The organism is Leucobacter soli (assembly GCF_042659205.1).
GTDB lineage: Bacteria > Actinomycetota > Actinomycetes > Actinomycetales > Microbacteriaceae > Leucobacter > Leucobacter soli.
Genome location: NZ_JBHSRW010000008.1, coordinates 1 through 26,897 on the forward strand (window position 1 = coordinate 1; position 26,897 = coordinate 26,897).

19 protein-coding genes and 1 tRNA gene are annotated in these 26,897 nt (G+C 70.1%); 11 read left to right on the forward strand and 9 right to left on the reverse strand.

The annotated features are described in order from the left end of the window. The 3 genes from ACFPZL_RS01510 to aceE all read right to left on the reverse strand — a co-directional run. On the reverse strand, positions 1–280 hold a 280-nt coding region (locus tag ACFPZL_RS01510; RefSeq protein ID WP_382334593.1), incomplete at its 3' end, for an ACP S-malonyltransferase. A 189-nt stretch (positions 281–469) separates the two neighbouring features. Then, on the reverse strand, positions 470–1,666 hold the full coding sequence (locus tag ACFPZL_RS01515; protein ID WP_218113635.1) for a PucR family transcriptional regulator: 1,197 nt from the start codon (positions 1,664–1,666) through the stop codon (positions 470–472). Between the two features lie 23 nt (positions 1,667–1,689). Next, positions 1,690–4,437: a pyruvate dehydrogenase (acetyl-transferring), homodimeric type gene (gene aceE / locus ACFPZL_RS01520; RefSeq protein WP_218113634.1), complete on the reverse strand. Its 2,748-nt coding sequence runs from the start codon at positions 4,435–4,437 to the stop codon at positions 1,690–1,692. A 322-nt stretch (positions 4,438–4,759) separates the two neighbouring features. Here aceE and pstC point away from each other — a divergent pair, with 322 nt between their 5' ends. The 7 genes from pstC (at position 4,760) to pstB (ending at position 15,601) form a co-directional block, all read left to right on the forward strand. Next, positions 4,760–5,743 carry a phosphate ABC transporter permease subunit PstC gene (pstC, locus tag ACFPZL_RS01525; RefSeq protein WP_236021580.1) on the forward strand — a complete coding sequence of 328 codons (984 nt, stop codon included), beginning with the start codon at positions 4,760–4,762 and terminating at the stop codon, positions 5,741–5,743. Next, entirely contained in the window at positions 5,743–7,116 is a 1,374-nt protein-coding gene (gene pstA / locus ACFPZL_RS01530; protein WP_218113632.1) for a phosphate ABC transporter permease PstA, read from the forward strand. Before pstC ends, pstA begins: the two co-directional genes overlap by 1 nt. Then, complete coding sequence (gene pstS / locus ACFPZL_RS01535) at positions 7,113–8,780, forward strand: phosphate ABC transporter substrate-binding protein PstS (RefSeq protein WP_218113793.1); 1,668 nt, start codon at positions 7,113–7,115, stop codon at positions 8,778–8,780. The genes pstA and pstS overlap by 4 nt, the downstream gene beginning before the upstream one ends. Further along, complete coding sequence (locus tag ACFPZL_RS01540) at positions 8,777–11,287, forward strand: hypothetical protein (protein WP_218113631.1); 2,511 nt, start codon at positions 8,777–8,779, stop codon at positions 11,285–11,287. The genes pstS and ACFPZL_RS01540 overlap by 4 nt, the downstream gene beginning before the upstream one ends. Before the next feature lie 160 nt (positions 11,288–11,447). Further along, positions 11,448–13,484 (forward strand): Ig-like domain-containing protein, encoded by a 2,037-nt coding sequence (locus tag ACFPZL_RS01545; RefSeq protein ID WP_218113630.1) that lies wholly within the window; start codon positions 11,448–11,450, stop codon positions 13,482–13,484. A gap of 105 nt (positions 13,485–13,589) precedes the next feature. Next, positions 13,590–14,564: a sortase gene (locus ACFPZL_RS01550; RefSeq protein ID WP_218113629.1), complete on the forward strand. Its 975-nt coding sequence runs from the start codon at positions 13,590–13,592 to the stop codon at positions 14,562–14,564. Between the two features lie 251 nt (positions 14,565–14,815). Continuing rightward, complete coding sequence (gene pstB, locus ACFPZL_RS01555) at positions 14,816–15,601, forward strand: phosphate ABC transporter ATP-binding protein PstB (protein ID WP_236021640.1); 786 nt, start codon at positions 14,816–14,818, stop codon at positions 15,599–15,601. A gap of 4 nt (positions 15,602–15,605) precedes the next feature. Here the strand turns inward: pstB and ACFPZL_RS01560 are convergent, their stop codons facing one another. Then, positions 15,606–17,564, reverse strand: a complete 1,959-nt coding sequence (locus tag ACFPZL_RS01560; protein WP_382334596.1) for a protein kinase domain-containing protein — start codon at positions 17,562–17,564, stop codon at positions 15,606–15,608. A gap of 150 nt (positions 17,565–17,714) precedes the next feature. On the opposite strand from ACFPZL_RS01560, the gene ACFPZL_RS01565 reads away from it, so the two are divergent. Together ACFPZL_RS01565 and ACFPZL_RS01570 are read left to right on the forward strand one after the other, a co-directional pair. Continuing rightward, on the forward strand, positions 17,715–18,173 hold the full coding sequence (locus ACFPZL_RS01565; protein ID WP_218114962.1) for a peroxiredoxin: 459 nt from the start codon (positions 17,715–17,717) through the stop codon (positions 18,171–18,173). A gap of 100 nt (positions 18,174–18,273) precedes the next feature. After that, positions 18,274–18,346: transfer RNA gene (locus tag ACFPZL_RS01570), tRNA-Val, on the forward strand. Between the two features lie 58 nt (positions 18,347–18,404). Here the strand turns inward: ACFPZL_RS01570 and ACFPZL_RS01575 are convergent. From ACFPZL_RS01575 to ACFPZL_RS01595, 5 genes are all read right to left on the reverse strand, one after another. Continuing rightward, complete coding sequence (locus tag ACFPZL_RS01575) at positions 18,405–19,589, reverse strand: GTPase family protein (RefSeq protein WP_218114963.1); 1,185 nt, start codon at positions 19,587–19,589, stop codon at positions 18,405–18,407. 170 nt (positions 19,590–19,759) lie between these two features. Next, positions 19,760–20,872: a C45 family autoproteolytic acyltransferase/hydolase gene (locus tag ACFPZL_RS01580; protein ID WP_218114964.1), complete on the reverse strand. Its 1,113-nt coding sequence runs from the start codon at positions 20,870–20,872 to the stop codon at positions 19,760–19,762. Beyond that, positions 20,869–21,687: a polysaccharide deacetylase family protein gene (locus tag ACFPZL_RS01585; protein ID WP_382331819.1), complete on the reverse strand. Its 819-nt coding sequence runs from the start codon at positions 21,685–21,687 to the stop codon at positions 20,869–20,871. Before ACFPZL_RS01585 ends, ACFPZL_RS01580 begins: the two co-directional genes overlap by 4 nt. Further along, positions 21,684–23,324, reverse strand: a complete 1,641-nt coding sequence (locus ACFPZL_RS01590) for a hydantoinase B/oxoprolinase family protein (RefSeq protein WP_218114966.1) — start codon at positions 23,322–23,324, stop codon at positions 21,684–21,686. Before ACFPZL_RS01590 ends, ACFPZL_RS01585 begins: the two co-directional genes overlap by 4 nt. A gap of 2 nt (positions 23,325–23,326) precedes the next feature. Beyond that, entirely contained in the window at positions 23,327–25,408 is a 2,082-nt protein-coding gene (locus ACFPZL_RS01595) for a hydantoinase/oxoprolinase family protein (RefSeq protein ID WP_218114967.1), read from the reverse strand. Positions 25,409–25,695: 287 nt separating this feature from the next. Here ACFPZL_RS01595 and ACFPZL_RS01600 point away from each other — a divergent pair, with 287 nt between their 5' ends. After that, positions 25,696–26,466, forward strand: a complete 771-nt coding sequence (locus ACFPZL_RS01600; RefSeq protein WP_218114968.1) for an SDR family NAD(P)-dependent oxidoreductase — start codon at positions 25,696–25,698, stop codon at positions 26,464–26,466. Continuing rightward, the coding region (locus ACFPZL_RS01605) for a hypothetical protein (RefSeq protein WP_382334600.1) at positions 26,463–26,897 on the forward strand (435 nt) is incomplete at its 3' end. The genes ACFPZL_RS01600 and ACFPZL_RS01605, both read left to right, overlap by 4 nt.

Genomic DNA, 26,897 nt, shown 5'->3' on the forward strand with positions numbered 1-26,897 from the left:
CGAACTCGCCGACCGAGTGCCCGGCCACACCGACCGCGTCGAGCGAGGCTCGCGCGCTCAGCGCGCGCCAGGCGAGCAGGCTCGCGGCGACGATCAAGGGCTGCGCGACCTTCGTGTCGCGGATGGTGTCGGCGTCGCTCGTCGTGCCGTGCGCCAGGAGATCGATCCCGGCCCGCTCGGAGGCGAGCCCGAGGAAGTCTCGCGCTCCGTTGTCCTCGAGCCATTCGGAGAGGAAACCTGGGGTTTGGGAGCCCTGACCGGGGCATGCGACAACAATCACGCCATACAGTTTCTCAGATTCAGCGGCTCCGAACTGCATATACATGCCGAGAAAAGCCGAAAATCGTTGTGGGAACCCTCTATTTCTCGTCCGGCTGCTTCCGGCTGGACGGCTCGCGCCGCCTATTTCTTGTTCGGCGCCTTGCGCGATCTCGGGAGGCCGGCCCGCTCCGTGTGCGGAGCGAGTCGCTTACTTTTTGGACGGCGCCTTGCGCCGTCCGTGCTGGGCGATAGAGCCGACGATCAGGGCGGCCTGCAGGATCAGCGCCTCACGCGCACCGGTCGCATTCCAGCCGATGATCTCGCTCACCTTCTTCAACCGGTAGCGCACGGTGTTGGGGTGGACGAACAGCTCGCGGGCCGTCGCCTCGAGCGAGCGGCCGTTGTCGAGATAGCACCAGAGCGTCTCCATGAGTTCGCCCGACTGCTGGCTGAGCGGCTCGTAGATCTGCTCGATCAGGGTGCGGCGGGCGAGGCCGTCGCCGGCGAGCGCGCGCTCGGGGAGCAGCTCGTCGGCATCGACCGGCCGCGTCGCGGCACGCCAGGACTTGGCGACCGCGATTCCCGCGAGCGCAGCGCGAGCGCTCCGGGACGCGGCGACCAGGTTCTCCACCTTCGGCCCGAGCACCAGCGGTCCGTCGGAGAAGAACTCCGCGAGCCTCCCCGCGATCTCGATGAACGGGATCGGCTCCGGCACGGTGCCGCCCGGCTCCTTGGGCTCGAGCTCGACCCGGCCGAGCACCAGGACCAGGCGGGTGCCCTGCAGGCCCACGAGCACATCCGCACCCGCATGGCGGGCCGTGCGCCGGATCTGATCCACGTCGACCGTGCGCTCGGAGGTGCCGACCAGCACCGTCGCCTCGCCCGTGCCGTGCCAGCCGAGTGCGGCGATCCTGCTGGGCAGCTCGTCGTCGCTCTCCCCGGTGAGGATCGAGTCGACGACGAGCGCCTCGAGGCGGGCGTCCCACAGCCCACGGGCCTCGGCGGCGCGGGCGTAGACATCGGCTGCGGCGAAGGCCACGTCGCGCGAGTAGTGCAGGATCGCCTCGCGGAGCTCCTCGCTGCGCGGGGCGACCCGCTCCTCGACGACCGAGACGACGACGCGGATCAGCTGCAGCGTCTCCTGAAGGCTGATGCTGCGCAGCAGCTCGCGCGGAGCCGAGCTGAACACGTCGCTCGCGATCCACGGCGTCGCGCTCGGATCGTCGTACCACTGGATGAACGAACTGATCCCGGTCTGCGCGACGAGGCCGACGGCGCTGCGCCGCCCCGGCGGCATGTCGCCGTACCAGGGCAGCGTCTCGTCCAGTCGGGTGATCGTCAGCGTGGCGAGTTCGCCTGCGATCGTTCGCAGCCAGCTGAGCTCGCGCTCCTTGGATTGTTCCATCGATGCCCCGTCCGGCGCGCCCGCTACGATTCGCCGCCGGCGCCGCCGGTGGTACCGGCGTTCACGTCGTTCAGGCGGTACTGCTCGGCCGCCCGAAGCGGTGCCGAGGCGTCGACCTTGCCCTGCGCGGCGAGGCGCTGCAGCGTGCGGACCACGACCGACTCGCGGTCGATCCCGAAGTAGCGACGAGCGGCGGCGCGCGTATCGCTGAAGCCGAAGCCGTCGGCGCCCAGGACGGTGTAGTCGCCCGGGACGAAGGCGCGGATCTGATCGGGCACCTCGGTGGACCAGTCGCTCACCGCGATCACGGGGCCCTCGGCGTTCGCGAGCTTCTCGGCGAGGTAGGGTACGCGCGGCGCCTCCTCCGGATGCAGGAAGTTGTGCTTCTCGGCGGCGAGGCCGTCCCGGCGCAGCTCGCCCCACGAGGTGACGCTCCACACGTCGGCGGCGACCCCCCACTCCTCGGCGAGGAGCTTCTGGGCCTCGAGCGTCCACGGCACGGCGACGCCCGAGGCGAAGAGCTGGGCGCGCGGCGCATCCGCGGGGAGCCCGGCGTCGAGGCCGGCGGCGGGGGAGACCCGATGGAGACCGCGCACGATGCCCTCGACGTCGACGCCCTCCGGCTCCGCCGGGTGGATGATCGGCTCGTTGTAGACCGTGAGGTAGTAGATCACGTTGGGATCGGGATGCGTGCCGCCGTACATCCGCTCGAGACCGCTCTTGACGATGTGGCCGACCTCGTAGCCGTACGCCGGGTCGTAGGAGACGACCGCGGGGTTGGTGTTCGCGAGCACGAGCGAATGGCCGTCGGCGTGCTGGAGGCCCTCACCGGTCAGGGTGGTGCGCCCGGCGGTCGCGCCGATCAGGAAGCCGCGCGCCATCTGGTCGCCGGCGGCCCAGAGCGCGTCGCCCGTGCGCTGGAAGCCGAACATCGAGTAGAAGATGTAGATCGGCACGAGGGGCTCGCCCTGCGTCGAATACGAGGTGCCGATGCCGGTGAACGCGGCCGAGGCGCCGGCCTCGTTGATGCCGACGTGCAGCAGCACGCCTTGCGGGCTCTCCTTGTAGGCGAGCAGCAGGTCGCGGTCCACCGAGGTGTAGTTCTGACCGTGCGGGTTGTAGATCTTCGACGTCGGGAAGTAGCTGTCCATGCCGAAGGTGCGCGCCTCATCGGGGATGATCGGCACGAAGCGCGAGCCGAATCCCTTCTCGCGCATCAGGTCCTTGAGCAGGCGCACGAAGATCATCGTCGTCGCCGCCTCCTGCGTTCCGGAGCCCTTCGCCGCGATGGCGTAGGTCTTCGGCTCGGGGAGCGTCACGGGCGCGTGCTCGGTGCGCCGCTCGGGCACGTAGCCGCCGAGCGCGGAGCGGCGCTCGTGGAGGTAGCGGATCGCCGGATCGTTCTCGCCCGGGTGGTAGTACGGCGGACGGTAGGGATCGGCCTCGAGCTGCGCGTCGGAGATCGGGATGCGCATCGCGTCGCGGAAGCGCTTGAGATCCTCGAGCGTCATCTTCTTCATCTGGTGGGTGGCGTTGCGGCCCTCGAAGTGGGAGCCGAGGCCGTAGCCCTTGATGGTCTTGGCGAGGATGACGGTGGGGCGGCCCTTGTGCTCCATGGCCGCCTGGTACGCGGCGTAGACCTTGCGATAGTCGTGGCCGCCGCGGCGCAGGCCCCAGACCTGCTCGTCCGTGTAGCCCTCGACGAGGCGCAGGGCGCGCTCATCCTTGCCGAAGAAGTGCTCGCGCACGTAGGCGCCGTTCTCGGCCTTGTAGGTCTGGTAGTCGCCGTCGGGGGTCGTGTTCATCACGTTGAGCAGCGCGCCCTCGGTGTCGCGGGCGAGGAGCTCGTCCCATTCGCGACCCCAGATGATCTTGATCACGTTCCACCCGGCGCCGCGGAAGTAGCTCTCGAGCTCCTGGATGATCTTGCCGTTGCCGCGCACCGGGCCGTCGAGGCGCTGCAGGTTGCAGTTGATCACGAAGGTCAGGTTGTCGAGGCCCTCGTTCGCGGCGACCTGCAGCTGGCCGCGGCTCTCCACCTCGTCCATCTCGCCGTCGCCGAGGAAGGCCCAGACGTGCTGGTCGGAGCAGTCCTTGATGCCGCGATTGGTGAGGTAGCGGTTCGCCTGCGCCTGATAGATCGCGTTGATCGGACCGAGGCCCATCGACACGGTGGGGAACTGCCAGAAGTCGGGCAGCAGGCGCGGGTGCGGGTAGCTCGGCAGCGCGTTCGGCGCGTGCGACTTCTCCTGGCGGAAGCCGTCGAGCTGATCCTCGGTGAGCCGGCCCTCGAGGAAGGCGCGGGCGTAGATGCCGGGGGAGGCGTGGCCCTGGATGAAGATCTGATCGCCGCCACCCGGGTGATCCTGGCCGCGGAAGAAGTGGTTGAAGCCGACCTCGTAGAGCGAAGCCGCCGACGCATAGGTCGAGATGTGGCCGCCGACGCCGATGCCGGGGCGCTGCGCGCGGTGCACGGTGACCGCCGCGTTCCAGCGGATCCAGCGGCGGTAGCTGCGTTCGAGCTCCTCGTTGCCGGGGAACTCGGGCTCGTCCGCCGAGGCGATCGTGTTCACGTAGTCGGTCGTCGGCACCTGCGGCACGTTCAGGTGTCGCTGCCGGCTGCGCGCCAGCAGGCTCGTCATGATCTCCCGCCCGCGAGCGGCTCCGCGCTCGTCGACCACCTGGTCGAGCGACTCGATCCACTCGGCGGTCTCGCCCGGATCGATGTCGTCACTGTCGGGTGCGTACGGATCCTCGGTGTTCACGGTCACGTGCATGCTCCTTCAAGACGATGCGCAATCGCCGGGATCAGGCGACGCGCGACGGCGCGCCGGTGAGCGCACCGCCTAAACACTATCGAAAAGCGCAGACATGCACAGACATGCGCCGGGATCTGGTGTCGGATGTCCACAAGTTCGCCGGTCGACTGTGCAGAGGCCCGCCTCGTGCATGCGGGCCGGCCGTCCGCGCGAGAATTCAGCAGCGGTTCACCTGGACGCCATCGTCCATTCGATCGGACCAGCCACGCTGTGGGAGTCGTAAAACGTATCCGGTCTCCCCGACATGGAGCTGTTCGAGAAGGTTCATTTGCAGGTGACTGTCGAGTCCCCACGCGCGATTGGCACGTCGCGCTCCCTGGCCGACCGCGTATTCCGGGGAGTCTCGCGCGGCGGCGGCGTCGCCGTGCTCGTCATCATGTCCAGCGTGGGCGTCTTCCTGCTGGCGCGCGCCTGGCAGGCGCTCAGCGTGTCGGGCATCTCGTTCTTCACCGTCGTGGAGTGGGACCCGGACGGCGGGGCCGGTCGTTTCGGCATCGCCGCGGTGCTGGTCGGCACGATCCTGATCGCTCTCGTCGCGATCATCGTGGCGCTTCCGGTCTCGCTCGCCACCGCGCTCTTCATCAGCGAGTACTGCCCGGAGTTCCTCCGCAAAGCGCTCGTGACACTGGTCGACCTGATGGCCGCGATCCCGTCCGTCGTCTTCGGGCTCTGGGGCGTCTTCTTCCTGCAGGGAACCATCACGGACGTCGCCAAGTGGCTGGCGACCGCGTTCGGCTGGTTCCCGCTCTTCGCCGTGGACGGCTTCGACCCGGCGGACCCGCTGAGCTCGATCACGGTGTTCACCTCCTCCACGTTCATCGCGGGCCTCGTCGTGGCCGCGATGATCACGCCGATCATGACGTCGATCATGCGCGAGGTGTTCTCGCAGGCCCCCGGCGGGGAGCGGGAGGGAGCGCTGGCGCTCGGCAGCACCCGGTGGGGCATGATCCGATCCGTCGTCCTGCCCTACGGCGCGGGCGGCATCATCGGCGGTTCGATGCTGGGCCTCGGCCGTGCGCTCGGCGAGACCATCGCCGTCTACATGATCATCTCGCCGGTGTTCGTCATCCAGCCGCACATCCTGCAGAACGGCACGAGCTCGGTCTCGTCGCTCATCGCCTTGCGCTACGGCGAGGCCTCGGCCGCCGGCATGTCGGCGCTCATGGCCGCGGGGCTGGCCCTCTTCCTGCTGACGCTCGTCGTCAACTTCGTCGCGTCCACCATCGTGGGCCGCTCGCGCTCGGGAGCCGATAACTGATGGCCGATGCGACACTGACGACCACCGCGGTCATCGACCCGCCCGAGGAGCTCGAGACCGACGCTGCCGAGGCTCCCGCCGAGGCCGAAGCCGACGCGCTCGGCGAGCAGCCGACGGCCGCCCCGGAGGCGCGCCCGGCCCCCGCCGACGAGGAGCCCCGGCGGCTGCTGCATCCGATCCGCGTCGGGGATCTGCTCACCGTCACCGGTGCGATCGCGGCGGCGCTCTGCGCCACGACGCTGATCTTCACCACGCTCGCCCCGTTCGGCGGATTCTACGGGTTCGTCGCGATCGCCATCATCTCCTTCCTCCTCTTCTACGCCGTGCTCACGTGGGTCGACGGCGACCTCGAGACCGTCCTCGACCGCGTCCTCGAGGCCGTCGTCTACATCCTGGCCTGCGGCGTCGTGATCGTCCTGATCTTCGTCGTCACCTTCACCGTGATCCGGGGCGCCGAGGCCCTGCCGCATCTCAACCTCTACCTCGAGGACATGTCGTCCACCGGGCCCCTCGACCCGCTCACCATGGGCGGCGTGCAGCACGCCATCGTCGGCACCCTGATCCAGATCGGGATCGCCCTCGCGATCACCGTGCCGCTGGGGCTCGTCACCGCGGTATTCCTCACCGAGATCCCGGGCCCGTTCGCCCGGTTCGTGCGCACCATCGTCGAAGCCATGACGGCGCTGCCGTCGATCGTCGCCGGACTCTTCGTCTACGCGACGTTCATCCTGATCCTCGGCATGGACAAATCGGGCATGGCCGCGTCGATCGCGATCAGCATCATGATGCTGCCGATCATGATCCGCTCGTCCGACGTGGTGCTGCGGCTCGTGCCCTCGACCCTCAAGGAGGCGTCGATCGGCCTCGGCGCGACCCAGTGGCAGACCGTGAGCCGGGTCGTCCTGCCGACCGCCCGCTCGGGACTGACGACGTCGATCATCCTCGCGACGGCGCGCGGGATCGGCGAGACGTCTCCCGTGCTGCTCACCTCGGGGTTCACGGCGTCGCTGAACCTGAACCCGATGAACGGGCCGATGGTCTCCCTCCCGCTCGCGATCTTCGAGTTCGTGAAGTCGCCCGAGCCGGCGATGATCGCCCGCGGCTTCGGGACCGCGGTGGTCCTGCTCGCGCTCGTGGTGCTCCTCTTCGTGATCGCGCGCATCATCGGGCGCCAGGACGTGAAGTCGCGGGCGCGGCGTCAGGAATCGCGGGAGCGGTTCCTGCGCGGTGCGTCGCGCGGATGGAGCGCCCTCACGACACGGCGCGAACGGCGTGCTGCGCAGTCACCCGCGGCAGCGCCCAGAACCGCACGTGCCAGGCACGCCGCACCGGCGGCGCGGGGCGACGTGGACCAAGACAGGAGAGCGCAGTGAACAGACGGACGAATCGGCGATGGGGCGGGCTGATCCTGGCCGTCATCCTCGGTGCGGGCATCCTCGTGCCGGCCACGGTCACGGTCACCGCCACGGCCGCGAGCGCCGCCGACTACGTGCCGGTGAACGGCGCGGGGTCCACCTGGAGCGCGAACGCGATCGACCAGTGGCGACGCAACGTGCAGCAGTACGGCATGAAGATCAACTACGCGAGCAGCGGCTCCTCCGACGGCCGGAACCAGTTCAAATCCGGCACCGTGGACTTCGCGGTGTCCGAGATCCCGTACGGGCTCACCGACGCCGGGGTCGTCGACACGCCGCCCTCGCGCGGGTACGCGTACATGCCCGTCGTGGCCGGTGGCACGGCGTTCATGTACAACCTGCAGATCGGCGGCAAGCGCGTCACGAACCTGCGGCTCTCAGGCCCGGTGCTCGCCAAGATCTTCACCGGTGCGATCACCAAGTGGAATCACAAGGACATCGCCGCCGACAACCCGAGCCTGAGCCTGCCCAACCGCGCGATCGTGCCGGTCGTCCGATCGGACGGTTCGGGCTCCACCGCCCAGTTCACCGCCTGGATGGCTTCCGAGCAGTCGTCGACCTGGAACGCCTACTGCACGCAGGCCGGGCGATCGGGCAAGTGCGGCCAGACGTCGAACTTCCCGATCGTCGACGGCAAGGGCTTCGTCGGGCAGGCGGGGTCGCAGGGCGTCGCCGGCTACGTCGCGCAGACCGCCAACATCGGCACGATCACCTACGTCGAGTACTCGTACGCGCTCAAGAGCGGCTACCCGGTCGCGAAGGTGCTCAACCGCTCCGGGTACTACGTGGAACCCACGGCGTCCAACGTCGCCGTCGGCCTGCTCGGCGCGAAGATCAACACCGACAAGGGCTCAGACCAGTATCTGACGCAGAAGCTGAAAGGCGTCTACCGCAACTCCGATGCCCGGACGTACCCGCTCTCCTCGTACAGCTACCTGATCATCCCGACCTCCACGCAGAGCGGCTTCACGCAGAGCAAGGGCGAGACGCTCGGCGCCTTCTCCTACTACTTCCTCTGCGAGGGGCAGCAGCAGGCGGACGCGCTCGGCTACTCGCCGCTGCCGATCAACCTGGTGAAGGCCGGTCTGGCCCAGGTCAAGCGGATCCCGGGCGTCAAGACGCAGAGCATCGACATCAAGAAGTGCAACAATCCGACGTTCTCCTCCGACGGGACGAACACGCTGGCCACGCAGGCCCCCATGCCCGACGCCTGCGACAAGAAGGGCGCGGACGAGCAATGCGCCCAGGGGACCGGCGGTGCCACCGGCACGACGAACCCGGGCAGCTCCGGCGGTTCGACCGGCGGAAGCGGTTCGGGCAGCGGCGGCGGTCCGGGCAGCGGAGACGATTCCGCGGCGGGCGGAGAGCCCGGGGCACTCGACTCGGCCGGGGGAGCCGGCGGCGTGACCCTCCTCGGTGCGACCGAGGGCGGCGGGCCGATCGTCTGCGATCAGGACACGGGGATATGCAGCAACGTCGTGGCCGCTCCGGTGTCCGTGGACGCGGAGACCGGCTGGGGCGCGGAGCAGACGATCGCGGCTGTCGCGATAGCGCTGCTCGCCTCGGTCGTCCTGGTGCCGCCGATGGCGGCCCGACTGGTGCGCGAACGGAGGCGGGCATGAACGCGCAGGATCATTCGGCGGCGTACCGGAGGATCGGAGCCGGGCTCCTGATCGTGGGGGTCGTGCTCGGCGCCGTCGGCGCGGTCAGCGGCTTCAGCCTGATCGGAGCCGGGAGCTCGGCCTCCGCGGCCGAGGAGACCTCCGCCATCGTGCAGAAGTGGGCCGACGGGGGCCTGGCCGGGGAACGGGACCCGGAGGACCCCGACTACGCGGTGTTCGAGGATCTCGAGGTCGGCGTCTCCCAGTCCGAGCACCTCAGCGATCAGGGCGTCGTCGTCTCGTGGACCGGTGCGAAGGCGACCTCGCAGGGCGACTTCGCGACCAACTACCTGCAGATCATGCAGTGCTGGGGCGACGACGCGGAGAGCGGGCCCGCCCCCGAGCAGTGCCAATTCGGCGCCTCGACCGCGAGTCTCAACGCGCTGCTCGGGACCGGCGCCGCCTCGCGCAGTCTCAGCTCGCGCGGCTCGGATCCGAAGCAGAGCTACGACGACGACGTCTATCGCCTGCCGACGAACCCGTCGCGTCCGAACGCGCGGAGCTATGCGGTGCCGTTCCTCCCGGTGAGCGGCGAGCGCGTGTTCGACACCACCACCTACTTCACGGCGGCGTCGACGAACGAGGTCGATGCGGTGCGCACCGGGTCCGACGGCTCGGGCCTCTCCGTCTTCCAGCTGCAGAGCTCGCTCTCGGCGCCGCACCTCGGCTGCGGCGCGAGCCTGCCCGACGGGGGGATCCGATCCTGCTGGCTCGTCGTCGTCCCCCGCGGCGAGAGCAATACCACCGGGCAGCCGGCGACGGCCAATCAGGACGGCCGGCTGACGGGTTCGCCGCTCTCGCAATCGGCGTGGGACAACCGGATGGTGTTCCCGATGTCGTTCACCCCCACCACCGCGAGCTGCACGATCGGGTCGCAGGAGGTCCGGATCGTGGGCAACGAAGAGTTCACCGAGGCGATGACCTCGTACCAGGCCGCGATCTGCCCGCAGGGGACGACGCTCGGCTACTCGCAGCTCGGCGACGACGAGTCCCGCGGCCAGCTGCTCTCCGCGTCGAGCGGGTCGTCGAGCTTCGCCGCGGTCGCCGATCCGCTGACGAAGGCGCAGCAGGGATCGACCAAGGTGGAGTACGCTCCGATCGCCCAGAACGCGATCGTGTTCGGCTACAACATCGATCGGGACTTCCGGAGCGGCAGCAGTCGGGAGGATCGGAACGGCACGCCGGTCACGAACCTCACCCTCAACGCTCGGCTCGTCGCCAAGCTCCTCACCCAGTCGTACCGCGTCGACGTTCCCGGAGGCGGCTCGACGAGCCCGCTGACGGAGAACCCGTACACGATCGTGCGCGATCCGGAGTTCACCGAGTTGAACCCGGAGTTCGCCGAGTTCCAGACCTCGGCCACTCCTGAAGGCCTCATCGTCAGCTTCGGATCCTCGGACGACATCGCCCAGGTGTGGGACTGGATCAAGGCGGACCCGCAGGCCGCGGGCTTCCTCGAGGGGCGGGCCGACGACTGGGGCATGCGGATCAACCCGGTCTACCAGGGACTCGCGATCGTGTCGGACGCGTCGATCAACAGCTTCCCGAAGGCCGACCTCACCGTCGTCGGCGCCGATGCCGCCCTCGGCGCGCCGGGCTACGGGACGCTCGATCTCCGGCCCTACGCCCAGGACTTCGCCGAATCCGCCTATCGGGCGGCTCGAGGCGACGCCGGTGCGAAGTTCGTCTGGGATCCGACCCGGACCCCTGCCCAGTACGTCTCGGGCGGCGCGCAGCTGCCCGGGAAGCGCTTCGAACTCGCCGTCACGACGCGCAGCTCGGCGGAGCGCTACGGCCTCAACATGGCGAAGATCGTGAACGGAGCGGGGCAGGCGGTGGCGCCGACGGACGAGTCCATCACCGCCGCGATCGGCGGGTTCACCGCCAGCGAGACCTCCAAGGTCGCGAAGGTCCCCGATCCGCAGGCGCGCACGCTCGACGCCTATCCGCTCGCGACCGTCACGCATGCGGCCATCGCCCTCTGCTCGGCGGACGCCCGCACGCGCGACGGGTATGCGAGCCTGCTCGACCATTTGAGCGGTATCGGGCAGATCGTCGGACACGAGGTCGGGCGGCTTCCCGTCGGCTACGTCCCGCTGTCGGGGGAGCAGATCTCCGTGGTCAAGAAGCTCTCGGCCCTGTTGCGCGACGCGAAGGCGGTGGCGAAGGAATGCCCCGACGAGAAGGCCTCCGAGCCGGAGCCGGAAGCGGAACCCGAGGCGGATCCGGACACCGAGACCGGATCCGACGACGACGCGCTCGGCGAGCCGATCGATTCGCCCGATGCACCGGGCGCGGACGAGCCGGAGGCGTCGGGCCCGGGGCTGCACGAAGGGGTCACCGACCACGAGACGGCGGGCGCCCGCGGCGTCGCCCTCGGCATCTCGGCGGCATTGGGCGTGCCGGCGCTGCTCGGCGGATCGCTCCTGATGCGCAAGGGCGCAAAGGGCCGACCGACGAAGATCTGAACGCCGCGTCGCACTCGTTCACCTTCCGACCGCCGGTTGTTCGCCCGCGCTTCACCCGGTACCACTCTCCCGTTCCCCCGGGCTTCCTAGTCTGGGGACCGCTGCGATCGTTCAGGTGCGTCCGCGGCAGCTGATATCCACACCTTTTGGAGGAACACACATGAAGGTCAAGTCCTTCGCGAAGTTCGGGGTCGGACTGGGTTGCGCGGTGCTCATCGCCGGCACCGCGATCTCCCCGGCGCACGCGGATCCGGCGAGCGGCAGCTTCGGCGCCCTCGCGGGGCTCGGATCCGACACCACCCAGTTCGTGATGAACGGCCTGGCGGCGGACATCCCCGGCAGCCTGCTGGCCTCCTACGACGCGACCGGTGCGAGTGCGACCGTCGTGACGAAGGCCGACGGCGTCGCGATCCCGCGCGCCAACGGCTCCGGCGCCGGCCGCGACCTGCTGCGTGTGGCGATCGGCCAGACCGGCAACGCGAACGTCGCCACCTTCACGGGCGGTACCCGGTCGGTGACCACCGACGTCGCAGCCGGCCAGATCCAGTACGCCCGCAGCTCCTCCGGCCCCGGCGCGCAGGTCGAGGGCGGCGTGCTCACCTACGTCCCGTTCGCCACGGACGCGGTCTCGTACGCGACCTCCGCGAACAGCTGGATCCCGAGCGACCTGACGCAGGCGCAGCTCACCGACATCTACAAGGGCAACCTCCGGTACGTGAACGAGGCGGGGCAGCTCAGCGCGACCGCAGGCGCCGGCTACGTGCAGATCACCACCTGGCTGCCTCAGGCCGGCTCGGGCACCCGCAGCTTCTGGATCGGCAAGGTCGGCCTGAACGAGGGCGATGTGACCTCGAACGTCAACGGGAACCTCGGCGCCAACGTCGCGAAGGACTTCTCGGGCGCCGACGTGCAGGAGAACAGCGGCGCGCCGTTCACCTCGGGCACGCCCGACCAGCAGAAGGCCGCACTCGTGCCGTACTCGGTCGCGCAGTGGGTCGCCCAGGCCAACGGCGCGGAGGGCGTCGCCGACGTCCGCAGCGGCGCGAAGATCAACCTCATCGGCGGCACCGCGCCCACGACCGGCAGCGGCACCTCGTACAAGCTGAACGCGGCGTTCAACTCGACCTTCACCCGCCTCGTCTACAACATCATCCCGAGCCTCGAGGCCGAGGATGAGGCCTCTGAGACCTACCGCGCCTTCGTGGGCACCGACTCCGAGGTCTGCGAGGCGACCGACACCATCGAGCGCTACGGCTTCGCCGCGCTGACCGCCGCCTCGGGCGCCAACGCCTGCGGCGACATCTCGCGCACCGACTACGCGGCTTCGCCCTCGTCGGTCTCGATCGATGTCCCTGCGAACGCCGCCGCTGGTGCGGCCGTCACCCTCGGCGCCACGGTCACCTCGACCGGGGACCAGGGCGGCACCGTCACCTTCTACGACGGCGCGATCGAGTCGGGCAAGGAGCTGACCTCGGTCGAGATCCCGGCCGGTCAGACCAGCGCGACCGTCGCATACACCCCGACCGCCCCGGCCTCGCTCTCGGTGATCGCGAACTTCGTGCCGGCGCTCAGCGGCGTCGCCTACTCGGAGACGACGGACGCGGCCAAGTCCCTCGTCGTCACCGCACAGTCGTCGACCACGACCGTGTCGAAGATCTCGAACCGCACCTACGGCTCGGCGGCGACCGTCACCGCGACGGTGAAGGCCTCGGCCGGCACCGCGACCGGCAAGGTCACCTTCAAGGACGGCTCGAAGACCCTCGGCAGCGCCACGGTGAAGAGTGGCAAGGCCTCCCTGAAGCTCTCGTCGAAGCTCGCCGCAGGCACCCACCGGATCACTGCGACCTACGCCGGCTCGTCCGCAGTCGCCGGTTCGGCGTCGAAGTCGGTCTCCTTCACGGTGAACAAGGCCAGCGCCAAGGTCAAGATCGCGAAGATCAAGACCCTCAAGGCCGGCAAGACCGCCAAGGTGAAGGTCACCGTCAGCACCAACTCCAAGCTGAACGCCAAGGGCACCGTCACGATCAAGGATGGCAAGAAGACCATCAAGAAGAACGTGAAGCTCAACAGCAGCGGCAAGGCGACGGTCAGCATCAAGAAGGTGAAGAGCGGCACCCACAAGGTGACGGTCTCGTTCAAGAGCGATGGCAACTTCAAGTCCGCCACCGGCAAGACCAGCTTCAAGGTGAAGCGGTAACCCCAGATAACCGGATTCGCGCCGGCTCCCAGCGGGCCGGCGCGAATCGCCCTGGCGCAGTCCCCGTCGAGAGGGGATGCGCCGGGGCGTTTCCCGAGAGAGCACATGACGACGACATCCCCGACGCCCGGAGCGCCTCCCAGCCCGAAGAAGCGGCCGGAAGAGGAGTTCCGGGTCCCGTATTCCCCCCGGATCTCATTGACCGCGGCCATCCCGGCGATGGATGAGCTCGACCGCTACCGCTACTGGGGCAGCGTACTGGTCGCCATCGGCATGGTCCTCGTCGTCTTCGTCCTGCAGGTCGTGCTCGTACTTCCGGTCAAGCATCTGCGGGACCAGCAGGTCGCGTTCGAGGGGTTCCGCTACGACCTCGCGAACGGCACGGCCCCCGTGGGCCAGATCGGCCCCGATGACCTCGCGATCGCGCCCGGCACCCCGGTCGCACTCCTGAACGTGCCCGGCCTCGGGCTCGAGAACGAGGTGGTCTTCGCCGGTACGACCTCCGACGTGACCGCATCCGGTCCGGGCCTCCGCCGAGACGCCGTCCTCCCCGGCCAAGCCGGCGCGAGCGTGATCGTGGGTCGATCCTCGGCGTTCGGCGCTCCGTTCGGGGGTCTCCTCGCGCTGCAGATCGGCGACACCATCACCGCGACGACCGGCCAAGGCACGAGCACGTACACCGTGACCGACGTGCGCCGGGGCGGCGACCCCCTCCCGGAGGCGATGCCCGCGGGGTCCGGCCGCCTGACCCTGGTCAGCACGCACGCCCCGATTCCCTACTTCTCGGGATCCGTCGTCCGCGTGGACGCCAGCCTCACCTCCGAGCCGTTCGTCACCCCCAACCAGGTGGTGGCGAACGCGACGCTCAGCGCCGAGGAGCAGACGCTCGCCGGCGACCCGAGCGCCGTCCCCTGGCTCGTGCTCGCCTTGATCGGCGTCCTCGCCACCGCGGTGCTGGCCGTGCTGGGCGTCCACTACTGGGGGCGCTGGCAGGCCTGGCTCGTCGGGTTCCCCATCCTGCTCCTCCTCGCCACGACCGCATCGGTCCAGGCGATGATCCTGCTCCCCAACACACTCTGATCCGCGGCACGATCCGCATCGACCCGGCATCGGCCGGACGAGAAAGGAAGACTCTCGTGACACTCTCGATCGACGACAACGAGACGGCCGAGCTGACGCTGCCGCCGGCGAGCCCGAACGGCGGGGGAGCGGCACTGCCGCCCCTGTCCCCGCCTGACGGGCTGACCCAGCTGCTCCCGCCGGTCCTGGAGGCGCCGGAGGTCCCGCTGCTCGGCGCTGCGAGCATTCGGCCCGGTGAACTCGAGATCTCCGTGGACCGCCCGGCGGCCGCCCTCGAGGCGCGCAGCGTATCCGCCTGGTTCGGCGACCGGAAGGTGCTCGATCGGATCGACCTCGTCATGCAGCCGAACCGCGTGACCGCGCTGATCGGGCCCTCGGGATGCGGCAAGTCGACATTCCTGCGAATCCTGAACCGTATGCACGAACTCGTGCCGTCCGCCGCGCTGGCCGGCGAGGTGCTGTTCGACGGCATCGACGTCTACGACCCCGAGCTCCGCGTGACCGACGCGCGCAAGCACATCGGCATGGTGTTCCAGAAGCCCAATCCCTTTCCCGCCATGTCGATCTCGGAGAATGTGCTCGCCGGGCTCGCGCTCACCGGGATCAAGGCGAAGAAGTCGGTGAAGGACGACCTCGTCGAGGAGTGCCTCACCAAGGCCGGGCTCTGGAACGAGGTCAAGGATCGCCTGCGCCAGCCCGGCGCCGGCCTCTCCGGCGGGCAGCAGCAGCGCCTGTGCATCGCGCGCTCGCTCGCGGTGAAGCCGAAGGTGCTGCTGATGGATGAGCCGTGCTCGGCCCTCGATCCGACGTCGACGCGGGTCATCGAGGAGACCATGGCAGAGCTGCAGCGCGAGGTGACGATCGTGATCGTCACGCACAACATGCAGCAGGCGCAACGCGTCTCCGACCACTGCGCGTTCTTCCTCGCATCAGCGGGTACCCCCGGGGTGATCGTCGAGGCCGGCCCGACGTCGAAGCTGTTCGGCAACCCGGAGGATCAGCGGACCGCGGACTACGTGCAGGGCCGGTTCGGGTAGCGGGTCACGGGCCGGTAACCGGGCGCGACCACTCTTGGCCCGGCGTTCCCGGGTCCGCGTCCCCGCCCGGTGCGATCGGCGGTTCGAGCGTGAGCATGACGGCGGATCCGAGCGCGAGCGGCGAGCCAGGCCGGGGCGTCGAGGCATGCACGGTACCCGACCAGTCGATGGTGTCGTGCTCGCTGCCGTCACCGCCCATGGTGCCGTCCTCGGAAGTGCTCTCGGTGAGGAACCCGGCGGCCTCGAGCACCACCCTCGCCTCATCGCCGCGCATCCCGATGACGTCCGGCACGAGGTTGAGTCCTGATGCGACGGTCAGCGACACCGTGCTGCCGGGTTCGACCGCGGCGCCTGCGCGCCTGCTGCCCGCAAGCACCGTGCCCTGCGGGTCCGTGCCGTGCGCGCTCTCGACCTCCCCGAGACGCAATCCCAGCTCCTCGAGCAGCGCCGTCGCCTCTGCCAGGGAGAGGCCGATCAGCTCCGGCACGGCGACCGGCTCCTGCTCTCGCGGGCCCGCCGGGGCGGTATCCGGCCCACCCGCCTGATCGGCGACCGGGTCTCCCGAGGCGACCGGGATCGCAGGAGCGGCGGACACCGGGGGAGCGGCGTCGGATCCGGGATCCGGGGCTTCGAGCGACTGCGCGACGCCGAGTGCGGTCAGGCCGAGGATGCTCACGGAAGCGGCGGCGGTGAGGAACGCCCCGAGCCGGGCGCGGCGACGGCCGGGGATGCGCGCCGGTGCGTGTGGAGGCGCCGCTGCAGGCTCGGCTTCAGCTTTCGCCACGGGCTTCGTCACCGATGCCGCCGCGGACCTCGTCGCTGTTGGCCTCGTCGCCGCGGGCGGGGGTGGGACGGGGCGGTGAGCCGTCCGGGGGACCTCGGCCACGGGAGCCGGGAAGAGGGGGATCCGCGCGGTCACAATACCGTCCTCGACCGATGCTCGGGGTATCGGAGCGGTGACCGGTGAGACGCGGCGGATGCGGGGCGAGGCGCGCTGTACGGCGGCGCGCATGTCGGCCGCGGAGGCGAATCGGTGCGCGGGATCCTTCTGGAGGGCGCGCAGCACGAGGGCGTCGAGCTGCGACGGGAGCCCGGGGCGCAGCAGCGAGGGCTGGGTGGGGGCCGCGCCGACGTGGGCATCCCGCGTCTCGAGCGGGGAGTCGCGGAGGAACGGCGGCAATCCGGTCAGGAGGAAGTGGAGCAGACCGCCCACCTGGTAGAGGTCGCCCCGATCCGTGACCGGCTCTCCCCGTGCCTGCTCGGGAGAGAGGTAGAGCGGGTTGCCCAGCACGCCGACGTCGTGGCCGAGCGCCGGCTCGCCCGAGGCGCCCGCGATGCCGAAGTCGATCAGCCGGACCGACTCGCGAGCGAGCGGTGTGCCGGGGGTGACGTCGGCCATGACGTTCGCCGGGGTCACATCACGGTGCACGAAGCCGGCCAGGTGCACCGCCTCGAGGGCGTCGAGCACCGCGTCGACCGCCATGAGGGCGTCCCCTGGGTCGAGCGGGCCCCGATCCCGCACCAGTGCCCCGAGCGAGCGCCCCGGGACGAGGTCGGTCGCGATCCATGAGCTCTGGGAGGTGGATGCGCTCGGGGCGATCGACGCGTTCCGCGGATTCGTCTGCTGCCCGACCCAGCGCACGATGCCCGGATGGTGGAGCGCCGCGAGGATATCCGCCTCGCGCAGGAAGGCCGACCGCTCCTCCGGCGACTCGGCGAGGTGAGCGTGCAACAGTTTGACGGCGAGCATTCCGCCGGTCCGCAGATCCTGGGCGGCGAAGACTCGGGCGGTGCCTCCGCGCCCCAGGAGCCGGAGCAGTTCGAAGCCCTCCACCTGCGGGAGCGCGGCAGCATCGGTGCAGACGTCGGGCTCGTTCTCGATCTCGACGCCGAGCTCGCTCTCGAGGTCGCCGAGTGCTGGGGAACCCGGATTCCGCGACGACGCGATGACGCTGCTTCGCACGACTGCACCTCTTCTCGCTTCGAGAGTAGAGGCGCCGGGTGACCGGCAGGTGTCCGGGCGGTGACGAATCCGGTATGCGAGCGGCACGGTTTGGCGCCGTGGATCGGGTGCCGTCTAAGCTTGGGAGCAGGCTACGAGAGGAGCACGCACATGGTGATTCAGGCAGGCGAGATCGCCCCGGACTTCACGCTGTCGGATCAGCACGGCGAGGAACTGACGCTGTCCGAGTTGGTGGCCGAGCAGCCGGTGGCGCTCGTGTTCTTCCCGCTCGCATTCTCCGGCATCTGCACGGGGGAGCTGTGCGAGTTGCGCGACAACATCGCGATCTTCGGCGACGCCCGCGTGCGCCTCCTCGGGATCTCCGTCGACTCGGTGCACGCCCTGCGCGCCTGGGCGACGCAGGAGGACTACGAGTTCTCGATCCTCTCCGACTTCTGGCCTCACGGGGGCGTGGCGCGCGAGTACGGCGCCTTCGTCGAGGAGCGAGGTATCGCGACACGGGCCACGGTGCTGATCGGAGAGGACCGCCGCGTCATCGCCTCCTTCGAGAACCAGCCGGGCGAGGCGCGCGACTTCGCCGCGTACCGTGAGGCGCTCGCCTCGGTCTGATCCGGGTCTCGCGCCTCGGTCTCGGCACCGACACCGGTGCCGGAGCGCGTTCCTGCGGCGTGTGGATCCCCTAGACTTGGGGGGCCCGCCCTGCGGGCGAGGGCCCGTAGCTCAGCTGGTAGAGCGCCACGTTTACACCGTGGATGTCGTCGGTTCGATCCCGGCCGGGCCCACCGAACCGGCCTGGTCGGTACGCGCGCGCCGCCGGCATCGCCGCAGCGACGGCGCGGCTCAGCCCTTCGCGGCCTTGCCCGTCGCCAGCTTCGTGACGACCGAGACGATCGTCGGGCTGAAGTCGCCCCAGGCGTCGCTCACCCGTGCGAGGTCGACCTTGCCGGTGTGCACCTGCTCGCAGAGCCGGATCCAGCCCTCGCCCGTAGCCGCGGTGATCGCGGAGGCGACAGCCGCGTTCACCGCGCTGCCCGCCATCGGGATGAGCTTGACGAAGCTGTGGGCGAGCGCCCTGCCGGCCATCTGCGCGCCTAGCTGGGCGAGGGCCGAGGTCGACAGCATCGTCCGCAGTTCGAGGTCGTAGATGACGGAGATGCGCGCCATCATGCTCAGCTGGATCGGCGCCAGCGTCGCCGCGTCGGCGACGGGGATGGGGACGGCGGCCGCTGCCGCCGCAGCGGCGGACGCAGCCGCGACGACGCGGCGCGCCATCTCCCGCTTCCAGGGAAGGTTGAGCCGCTGCGCGATGCGAAACGCCTCCTTCTCGTCTTCCGGCGAGAGGGCCAGCGTCTCCGCCACGAGCTCACCGAGCCCGTGCCCCGTGCCCTTTCCCTGCGTGCCCTTGCCGTGCGCGCCGTGCGCCGACGTGAGGATGACCCGTCGGATCGGCAGGTGGATCGGCGCGCCCTCGGCATCGACCGGGTGCTCGAGCCAGTCACGGAACTCCTCGGCATCCTTCGACGCCCGGACCCTGCCGGTCACGGGATGCTTCGTCCAGTTCACCTTCGTGAGCACGAGGATCACCGGCAGGCCGGAGGCATCGAGCTCGCGGATCATCTCGATATCGGGCAGCGTGAGCCGGTCGGCGTGGGCCGCCACGCAGTACCAGACGACCGCTATCTGCTCGTCGGCCGGCCGCTCCGACACGGTCCGCAGATGCGCGCGGAGCGTCTCGGCGGGGGAACGGCTCGATCCGATCTCGAAGCCCTCGAAGTCCCAGATGCCGAGAGAATCGTCGTGGTAGTAGTTCACCCCGCTCGTCACGGGCAGCCCTTTGCCCACCTTCGCATGGTCGCGGCCGAACACGGCGTTGACCAGCGAGGACTTGCCCACGCCCGTTCCGCCGACGATCGCGAGGTTGAACCGGCCGTACCGCTGCCGCGCCTGGGACGACGCCTCGATGAACGGGCGCTCATCGACCTCGGGGCGCTCCTCCCCGTCGGCCTGCTCCGGTGCACCGCTCATCTCTGCCTCGATCCTCCGTGCCTCTATTCTCCGCACCTCGCTCCTCGCTGCGCCCATCTGCGCTCGTGCCAGCAGCCCGCGGAGCCGCAGTCAGGTACTGACGAGTGTAGTGATCAGCGACACGGTCATCGCGACGACGAGCGCGTTGAATCGGGCGCACGGATCTCTGGCTACGCGAGCAGCTCCCGGTAGTCGATCTCGTGCCACGCGTTCTCGCAGGGCGGGCCGACGGTGAAGGCCAGCGCGCGGCGCGCGGGGTGCATGACCACTGAGGCGATCGTCGTCCAGCGCTCATCGGGCCCACCCGCAGGGTCGGGGTGGCAGCAGACCGAGTTCGGCCACTCGGCGTGGTCGGCGAGCGCTGCGCGCAGATCCTCATCGCTCAGTCGGTCCTCGGCCCGAGCGACGCGCCGGGTCATGCGGCCGAACCGCACGAAGCTGTCGGCCATCGCGAGTGGCGCGAGATCGTGCCCGCCTGGCACGGGGTCGACGAAGTGATTCGCATGCACCACGGCCCCGGTCGTGGCGATCTGCGGCGTCACGTTCCGCGGTCCGCCCGGCGAGGTCTCGAAGTTGAGCACCGCGCCATCCGCGTTCGCGAGGATGTAGTTGCCGGACGCCGCACGGGGTACTCCCGCGACGCGCTCGAGCGCACCGGCGATGTGCGGGCTGTCGGCGAGCGACCGGATCACGAAGTGGAAGGGCACGCGGTCCGCGGTCCCGTCGAGCGAGGTCGCGAGCGTGTTGATGCCGATCGCGAGGCCGCTCTCGGTGAGGATCATCTTCGCGAGCAGACCGGCCTCGACCAGGGTCGCGTAGTTCGGGCCGTCCTCCCGCTCGACCTCGAGCAGGATCGTGGCGTCGCTCAAGAACTCGAGCCAGTCCCAGTTCTGGCCGAGCACAGTCTCGCCCGACGCGGTGCGGTCGGGCTCCAGGGCGAACGACGTGCACTCGCCGATGATCCGGCCGGCCTTCGCCACGGTCGCCGCGTGCAGGATCTCGCTGCGGCAGTTGATCGTCAGGATCTCCTCGAACGCGAGCCCGCTGCCCTCGGCGATGCCGCGGATCTCGTCGAGCAGCCCGGGCAGGTGCCGCTCGATGGCCGGCATGTAGGCGCGCGCCTGGGCGGTCGCCCGCGCCCAGTCGACGCCCTTCGCTGCGAAAGCGCGCTCATAGCCGCGGCGGGTGATCAGGATCTGCTGACGCGCGAGTTCCCCGTAGCGACGCGACCGCTCGCCCGCGTCGCCGCTCACCCGGATCCGGGGGAAGCCCGCGCCGCTCATGCGCCGATCCTCAGCTCGAGTGGTCCGTGCGCCCGGGCGTGTGCGGCGATCTCGTGGGTCGGCGCGATCCAGGCGCCGGTCTCCTGCAGGTGCGCGATGACGGTCTCGAGCATGGCGAGCCGGGAGGGGCGCCCCGAGAGCATCGGGTGCGTCGTGATCATCACGTGGCCCCCGAGGCGGGCGATGCCGTCGATCTCGGGCAGCCAGACGTCGAGCACTTCGCGCGGCGAACGGATCGTCTTCTCCCAGGTGTCGTTCGCGAACCAGAAGTGCGGGGCGTCGTCGAGGATCCACGAGACCGGTACCTCGATGAGGTCGTGCGTCGTGTGCCGGTAGGGGAGGATGTGGTCGAGCAGGTTCGAGCTGTAGGCGAAGCCGGCCTCCACGAGCAGGTCGAGCGTCGACGAGCTGAAATCCCACGAGGGTGAACGGTAGCCGACGACCTCGGCGCCGAGGTCGCGGAGGGCCTCCAGCCCCGCGTAGAGCTCCTCGCGCTCTTCTTCCGGGCTGAGCGTCGTGGGCGAAGTGTGCGAATGCCCGTGATGCGCGACCTCGTGCCGGGCGGCGATGATGTCCCGCACCGCCTGCGGATGACGCAGCGCGTCCTTGCCGCACACGTAGAACGTCGCCCGGACGCCGCGCCGCTCGAGCAGATCGAGGATCAGCGGCACGCCAACCTTCGGGCCGTAAGCGCCCTGCGAGAGCACCCCGGGGGCCGAGGCGTTCGCCGGGTTCTCGCCGAGCCACACCTCCTCGGCGTCGAAGTCGAAGCTCACCGTCGCGGCGTAGCTCTTTCCGTCAGGCCAGGTCGTCACAGCCGTCCCTCCACTTCGTCCAGGTCTCGCAGCTCCTGCGGGCGGTCCGCAGGGTCGCCGAAGCCGCCACCGCCGGCGCTCTCGACCCGCACCACGGTGCCGGGCTGGAGGATGCGCGACGTCTTGCGCGGCGTGTCGAGCACGGAGCCGTCGGGGCCGAGCACGGTGATGGTCGTCGGCAGGGCCGTACCGCCGCTCGCCGCGCCCTCCGGAGCGAAGCGGGAGTCGGTCTGCTCGGCGTAGAAGGTCGCGTGCTGCGGGTGCTCGAGGATCTCGTACTCGCGCACCAGCCCGAGGCCGCCGTTGTAGCGTCCGCGCCCCTGCGAGCCGGGCCGGAACTCGGTCTTGCGGATGCGGATGTTGTAGTTGGTCTCGACGACCTCGGTCGGCATCACGCCCACGTTCGACATGTAGGTGTCGACGCCGTCGAGCCCGTCGCCGTGCGCGGTCGCCCCGGTACCGCCACCGACCACGTCTGCCATCACGGCCTGCTGTCCGGTCGCGGGGCTCGTGGAGCCGACGTTGAAGCAGAAGAAGCTCACCGAGCTCGAGGCCACGGCGCGATCCGGCCAGATCTCGTACATCGCCCGGATCAGGGTGTCGGCCAGGCGCTGGCACGAGTTGTGCCGGATCGAGACCGCGGCCGGGGGCGTCGGATTGACGACGGTGCCCTCGGGAGCGGTGACGTCGAGGGCGCGCAGGAGGCCGTCGTTCGAGCCGAGACCCGGAGCGACGACGCAGCGCACGGCGTAGACGAGGCCCGCGCGGGCGCTCGCCCACGGGATGTTCATCGCCCCGGCGGTCTGGCGATCCGACCCCGAGAGATCGATGCTCAGGCGGCCGCCGCGCTTCTCGATGCGCGCGTGGATGCGGGTCGGGGGGCCGGCGCGGCCGTCGTCGTCGAGAGCGCCCTCCGCCTCGCCGACGCCGTCGGGCAGCTGCTCGAGCAGGCGGGTGACCGCGGCCTCGACCACGTCGAGCATGCGGGACATGACCGCGAGCATCGTGTCCTTGCCGTAGAGCCGCATGAGCTCGTGGACGCGCTCCTCGCCGAGACGGCAGGAGGCGCGCTGGGCGCGGAAGTCGCTGAGCGTGCTCAGCGGGTCGCGGAAGTTCTCGGTCAGCAGATCGACGAGCTCCTCGTTCTCGGCGCCGGCGACCGAGAGCCGCAACGGCGGGATCACAACGCCCTCGCCGTAGAGCTCGGTCAGCTCGGGGCCCTCGCTGCCGGGGTTGACGCCGCCGACATCGATGTGATGCGCTGCCGTGCCGGCCCAGGCGACGAGCTCGCCGTCGAAGAAGATCGGGATCACGATGTTCACGTCCGGCAGATGCATGGCCCCCTGGTAGGGGTGGTTGCAGATGTAGGCGTCGTGCTCCCGGATGCGGCCGTCCCACCGCTTCAGCACGGATTTCACGACGAGCGACATCGCTCCGAGCTGCGCCGGGATGTAGTCCGCCTGGGCGACCAGATCTCCGGTCGCGGTGAAGACGGCGCACGAGAAGTCGTCCATGTCCCGGATGATGGGGCTGTAGCTCGAACGCTTGAGCACGCTCCCCATCTCCTCGGCGGCGGACTGCAGCGCCGCGGAGGCGACCTCAAAGGTCACGGCGTCGATCTGAAGCTCGGTGGTCATGGCTACTGCTCCTTGCTCTCGTGCGAATCGGCGCCGATCCGCGAGTCCGTGACGACGATGTCGAGCGTGCTCGTGACGCTCACGTGCTGCTCCGGGAGGATGACGGAGGTCGCGTCCATCTGCTGGATCACGGCCGGACCCTCGAAGGCGGTGCCGGCCGGCAGCGCGGACCGCTCGATCACCGGGACCTCTACCGCGCCGTAGCCGGGGAGCAGGATCTCCCGGCGGGTGACGACGGCCTCCTCCGGCAGGGCGGCGGCGTCGACGGGCGCCACGCGGTCGCGACTGCGGGAGATCTCGCCCGTCGCCGCGAGACGCACGGTGACGATCTCGACCGGTTCGTCATGATTGCTGTGCCCGTAGCGCTCGAGGTGGGCGGCGTGGAAGAGCTCCGGGATCGCGGCGAGCGACGCCTCGTCCCAGCCGTCGAGCGCGATGCCCAGTTCGAAGCCCTGGCCCCGGTAGCGGCAGTCGACCTGGGCGAGCAGGGCGACCTGATCCTCCTCGATGCCGTCGCTCGCGAACTGCCTGATCGACTCGGCGACCGCCTCGGAGTACCAGGCCGCGGTCTCGCGGTACGACTCCGCATCGGCCGGCTTGAGGAGGGTCTGCGACCGGTCGATGCGCAGTCCGGCGACGAGCAGGCCGTCGGCCGCGAAGAGGCCCGGGCGCAGCGGCAGGATCACGTTCTTCAACGTCATGTGGCGGAGCATCAGCCCGGCGTGGAGCGGGCCGGCGCCGCCGAAGGGCACGAGCGAGAACTCCCGCGGATCGAGACCGCGCTCCACGCTGACCTTGCGTACGGCGCGGATCATGTGCGCGAGACCGATGGCCAGGATCGCCTCGGCGCCCTCCTCGGCCGTCATGCCGAGCGGCGTCGCGATCCGCTCGACCGCGGCGACCGCGAGATCGCGATCGATGCGCAGTCCGCCGGCGAGCTCGCCTGCGCCGAGAGTGCCGAGCACCGCGTGCGCGTCGGTGATCGTCGGCTCCACGCCGCCGCGACCGTAGCAGGCCGGGCCGGGCACCGCCTTGGCCGAGGCCGGGCCCACCTTGAGGCTGCCGGCCTGATCGATCCAGGCGATGCTGCCCCCGCCCGCACCGATCGTATGGATGTCAACGGTCGGGGCGAGCAGGGTGTGATCCTGCACCTCCTGCACCGTCGTGAAGGGGATCGTGGCATCGCGCAGCAGGCAGACATCGGTCGAGGTGCCGCCCATGTCGAGGCTGATGAGGTTCGGCTCGTCGAGGGTCTCCGCGAGCGCCGCGAGGCCGGCGACACCGCCGGCGGGCCCGGAGAGCACGAGCTTGTGCGCCTCGGCGCCGGCGCGCTCCGCCGGCACGCTGCCGCCGTTGGACTGCATCACGAGGAGGGGCGCCTGCACGCCCCGCGCGGCGAGGGCCTCGCTCGCGCGGTTGAGGTAGTTCTCGACCAGCGGCCGGAGCGCGGCGTTGATCGCGGTGGTCGCGGTGCGCGGGTACTCGCGGAACTCGCGCGCGATCTCGGAGGAGAGCGTCACCGGTCGATCCGGGAATGCGGCGCGTATGGCCTCGCCCGCACGGCGCTCGTGATCGTCGTTGAGGTAGCTGAAGAGGAAGGAGACGGCGATCGACTCCGGATCGTCCCGCCGCAGCCGTTCGATGATCTCGGAGAGCTCGGCCTCGTCGAGGCCGCTGACGACCTCGCCGGACGAGTCGATCCGCTCGGTGACCTCGTACCGGAGACCGCGCGGGACGAGCTCGCTCGGGCGCTCGGGCGTGAGGCTGTAGACGTCGGGCCGGTTCGATTGGCGGTAGCCGAGCACATCGCGGAAGCCGCGGGTCGTCACCAGGGCGGCGCGGCCGAGGTTGCCGGTCAGCGTGGCGTTCGTGGCGACGGTCGTGCCGTGGCACACCAGGGATACATCGGTCAGCTCGACTCCGAGCCCCTCGAGCGCCGCCACCGCGTTGCTGAGTCCGCGTGACGGGTCTTCGGGCGTGGAGGCGACTTTCGCCTCGTGGATCTCGCCGTTCGATCCACGGGCGATGGCGTCGGTGAACGTGCCACCGGCATCGATGCTGATGGTCCAACGTTGGGCTGTCATCGTCGACTCCGTAACTTCCGTGGCGCCGTTCCGCCGATGCGGGAGCGCCGTTCTGGTCTCTGCAGGCCCATTCTGCGGAACACGGGAGCGCTCGGCATGCGTTATTCGACGTACGCGACCCGGTCGATCGCGGGGATGCCATCGGTCATTTGACTGATGCCGCGCGGCGCGACCCGGAGGCAGAGTAGCCTCACTGGAAGTACGACGGAGACGGCCCGATGGCCGGGAACGGGCGCCGGCGGAGCCTGAGACCGTTGCGCAGAGGCAGCAGAGAGGCGGAGAGCTCGATGGGTGGTTCACCGGTCGCGATCGTTACCGGGGCGGGGGCGGGCATCGGGCTCGCGATCGCCAGGCGCTTGGTCCGGGACGGGTTCCGCCTCGGCCTCTGCGACCTCGACACGGGTCTTCCCGACGCCTTCGCCGCGGAGATCGCTGACGGTCGCGCCTTCGCCGTGGTCGGCGACATCAGCGATGAGCGCGTCCGGGACGAGCTCATCGGCGGGGTGCGCAAGCGATTCGGCCGGCTCGACGCCCTGGTCAACAACGCCGCGAGCGGCGGGCAGTCCGCCGAGATCGCCGAGATGGACCTGGCGACGCTCCGGCGGACGCTCGATATCAACGTCGTCGCCGTGGTCGCGCTCACACAGGCCGCGGTGCCGCTCCTGGAGGAGTCCGGACGGGGGAGCGTCGTCAACCTCGGTTCCGTCTTCTCCGACGAGCCCGTCGCCCGCGGCGGCGACTACTGCATGAGCAAGGGCGCCGTCGAGGTGCTGAGCCGCGTCCTCGCCCTCGAGCTCGGCCCGCGCGGCATCACCTGCAACACGGTCGCCCCCGGGTACATCCTGACCCGGATGCACGAGGCGGAGGTCGAGGTCCAGGCGCAGCAGCGCGGGATCACGACCGAGCAGCGCCTCGCCGAGCTGCGCGCGGAGGTGCCGGTCGGGCGTCACGGCACGCCGGACGACATCGCCGACGCCGTCGCCTGGCTGATCGGGACCGAGAGCCGGTACATCAGCGGCCACAAGCTCTCGGTGAACGGCGGGATCTCCTTCTCATGACCGGTGAGGCCGAGCCGGGACTCGTCGTCGCCGGCCATCTGGACGATGTCGCCGAGGCCCTGCTGCGGCTCGCCGTCTCGCGCGGATGGCGGGTCGCGTTCATCGGAACGGAGCACTCGACGCGACTCTGCGAGGTCGGTGTGCAGATGCATGTCGCGGACCTCGCGGACTCGGTCGCGATCGAGGCGCTCCTCTCGAACCTCACCTCGCAGTGGGGTCGTGCGCCGATCGCGGTCGTGCACATCGGGCATCTCGAGCGCACGAGACCGGCGGTCATCGAGTCCTCCGAGGGTTGGGACGCGTTCCAGAACGAGCAGCTGCGCGCCGGCTTCGTCCTCGCGCAGGCGGGGGCCCGGGAGATGCTGCGTCTGCGCGGAGGCGCCCCGGTCGACGACGGGGCCGTCGTGCTGGTCGGCGAGGCGAGCGCGGCC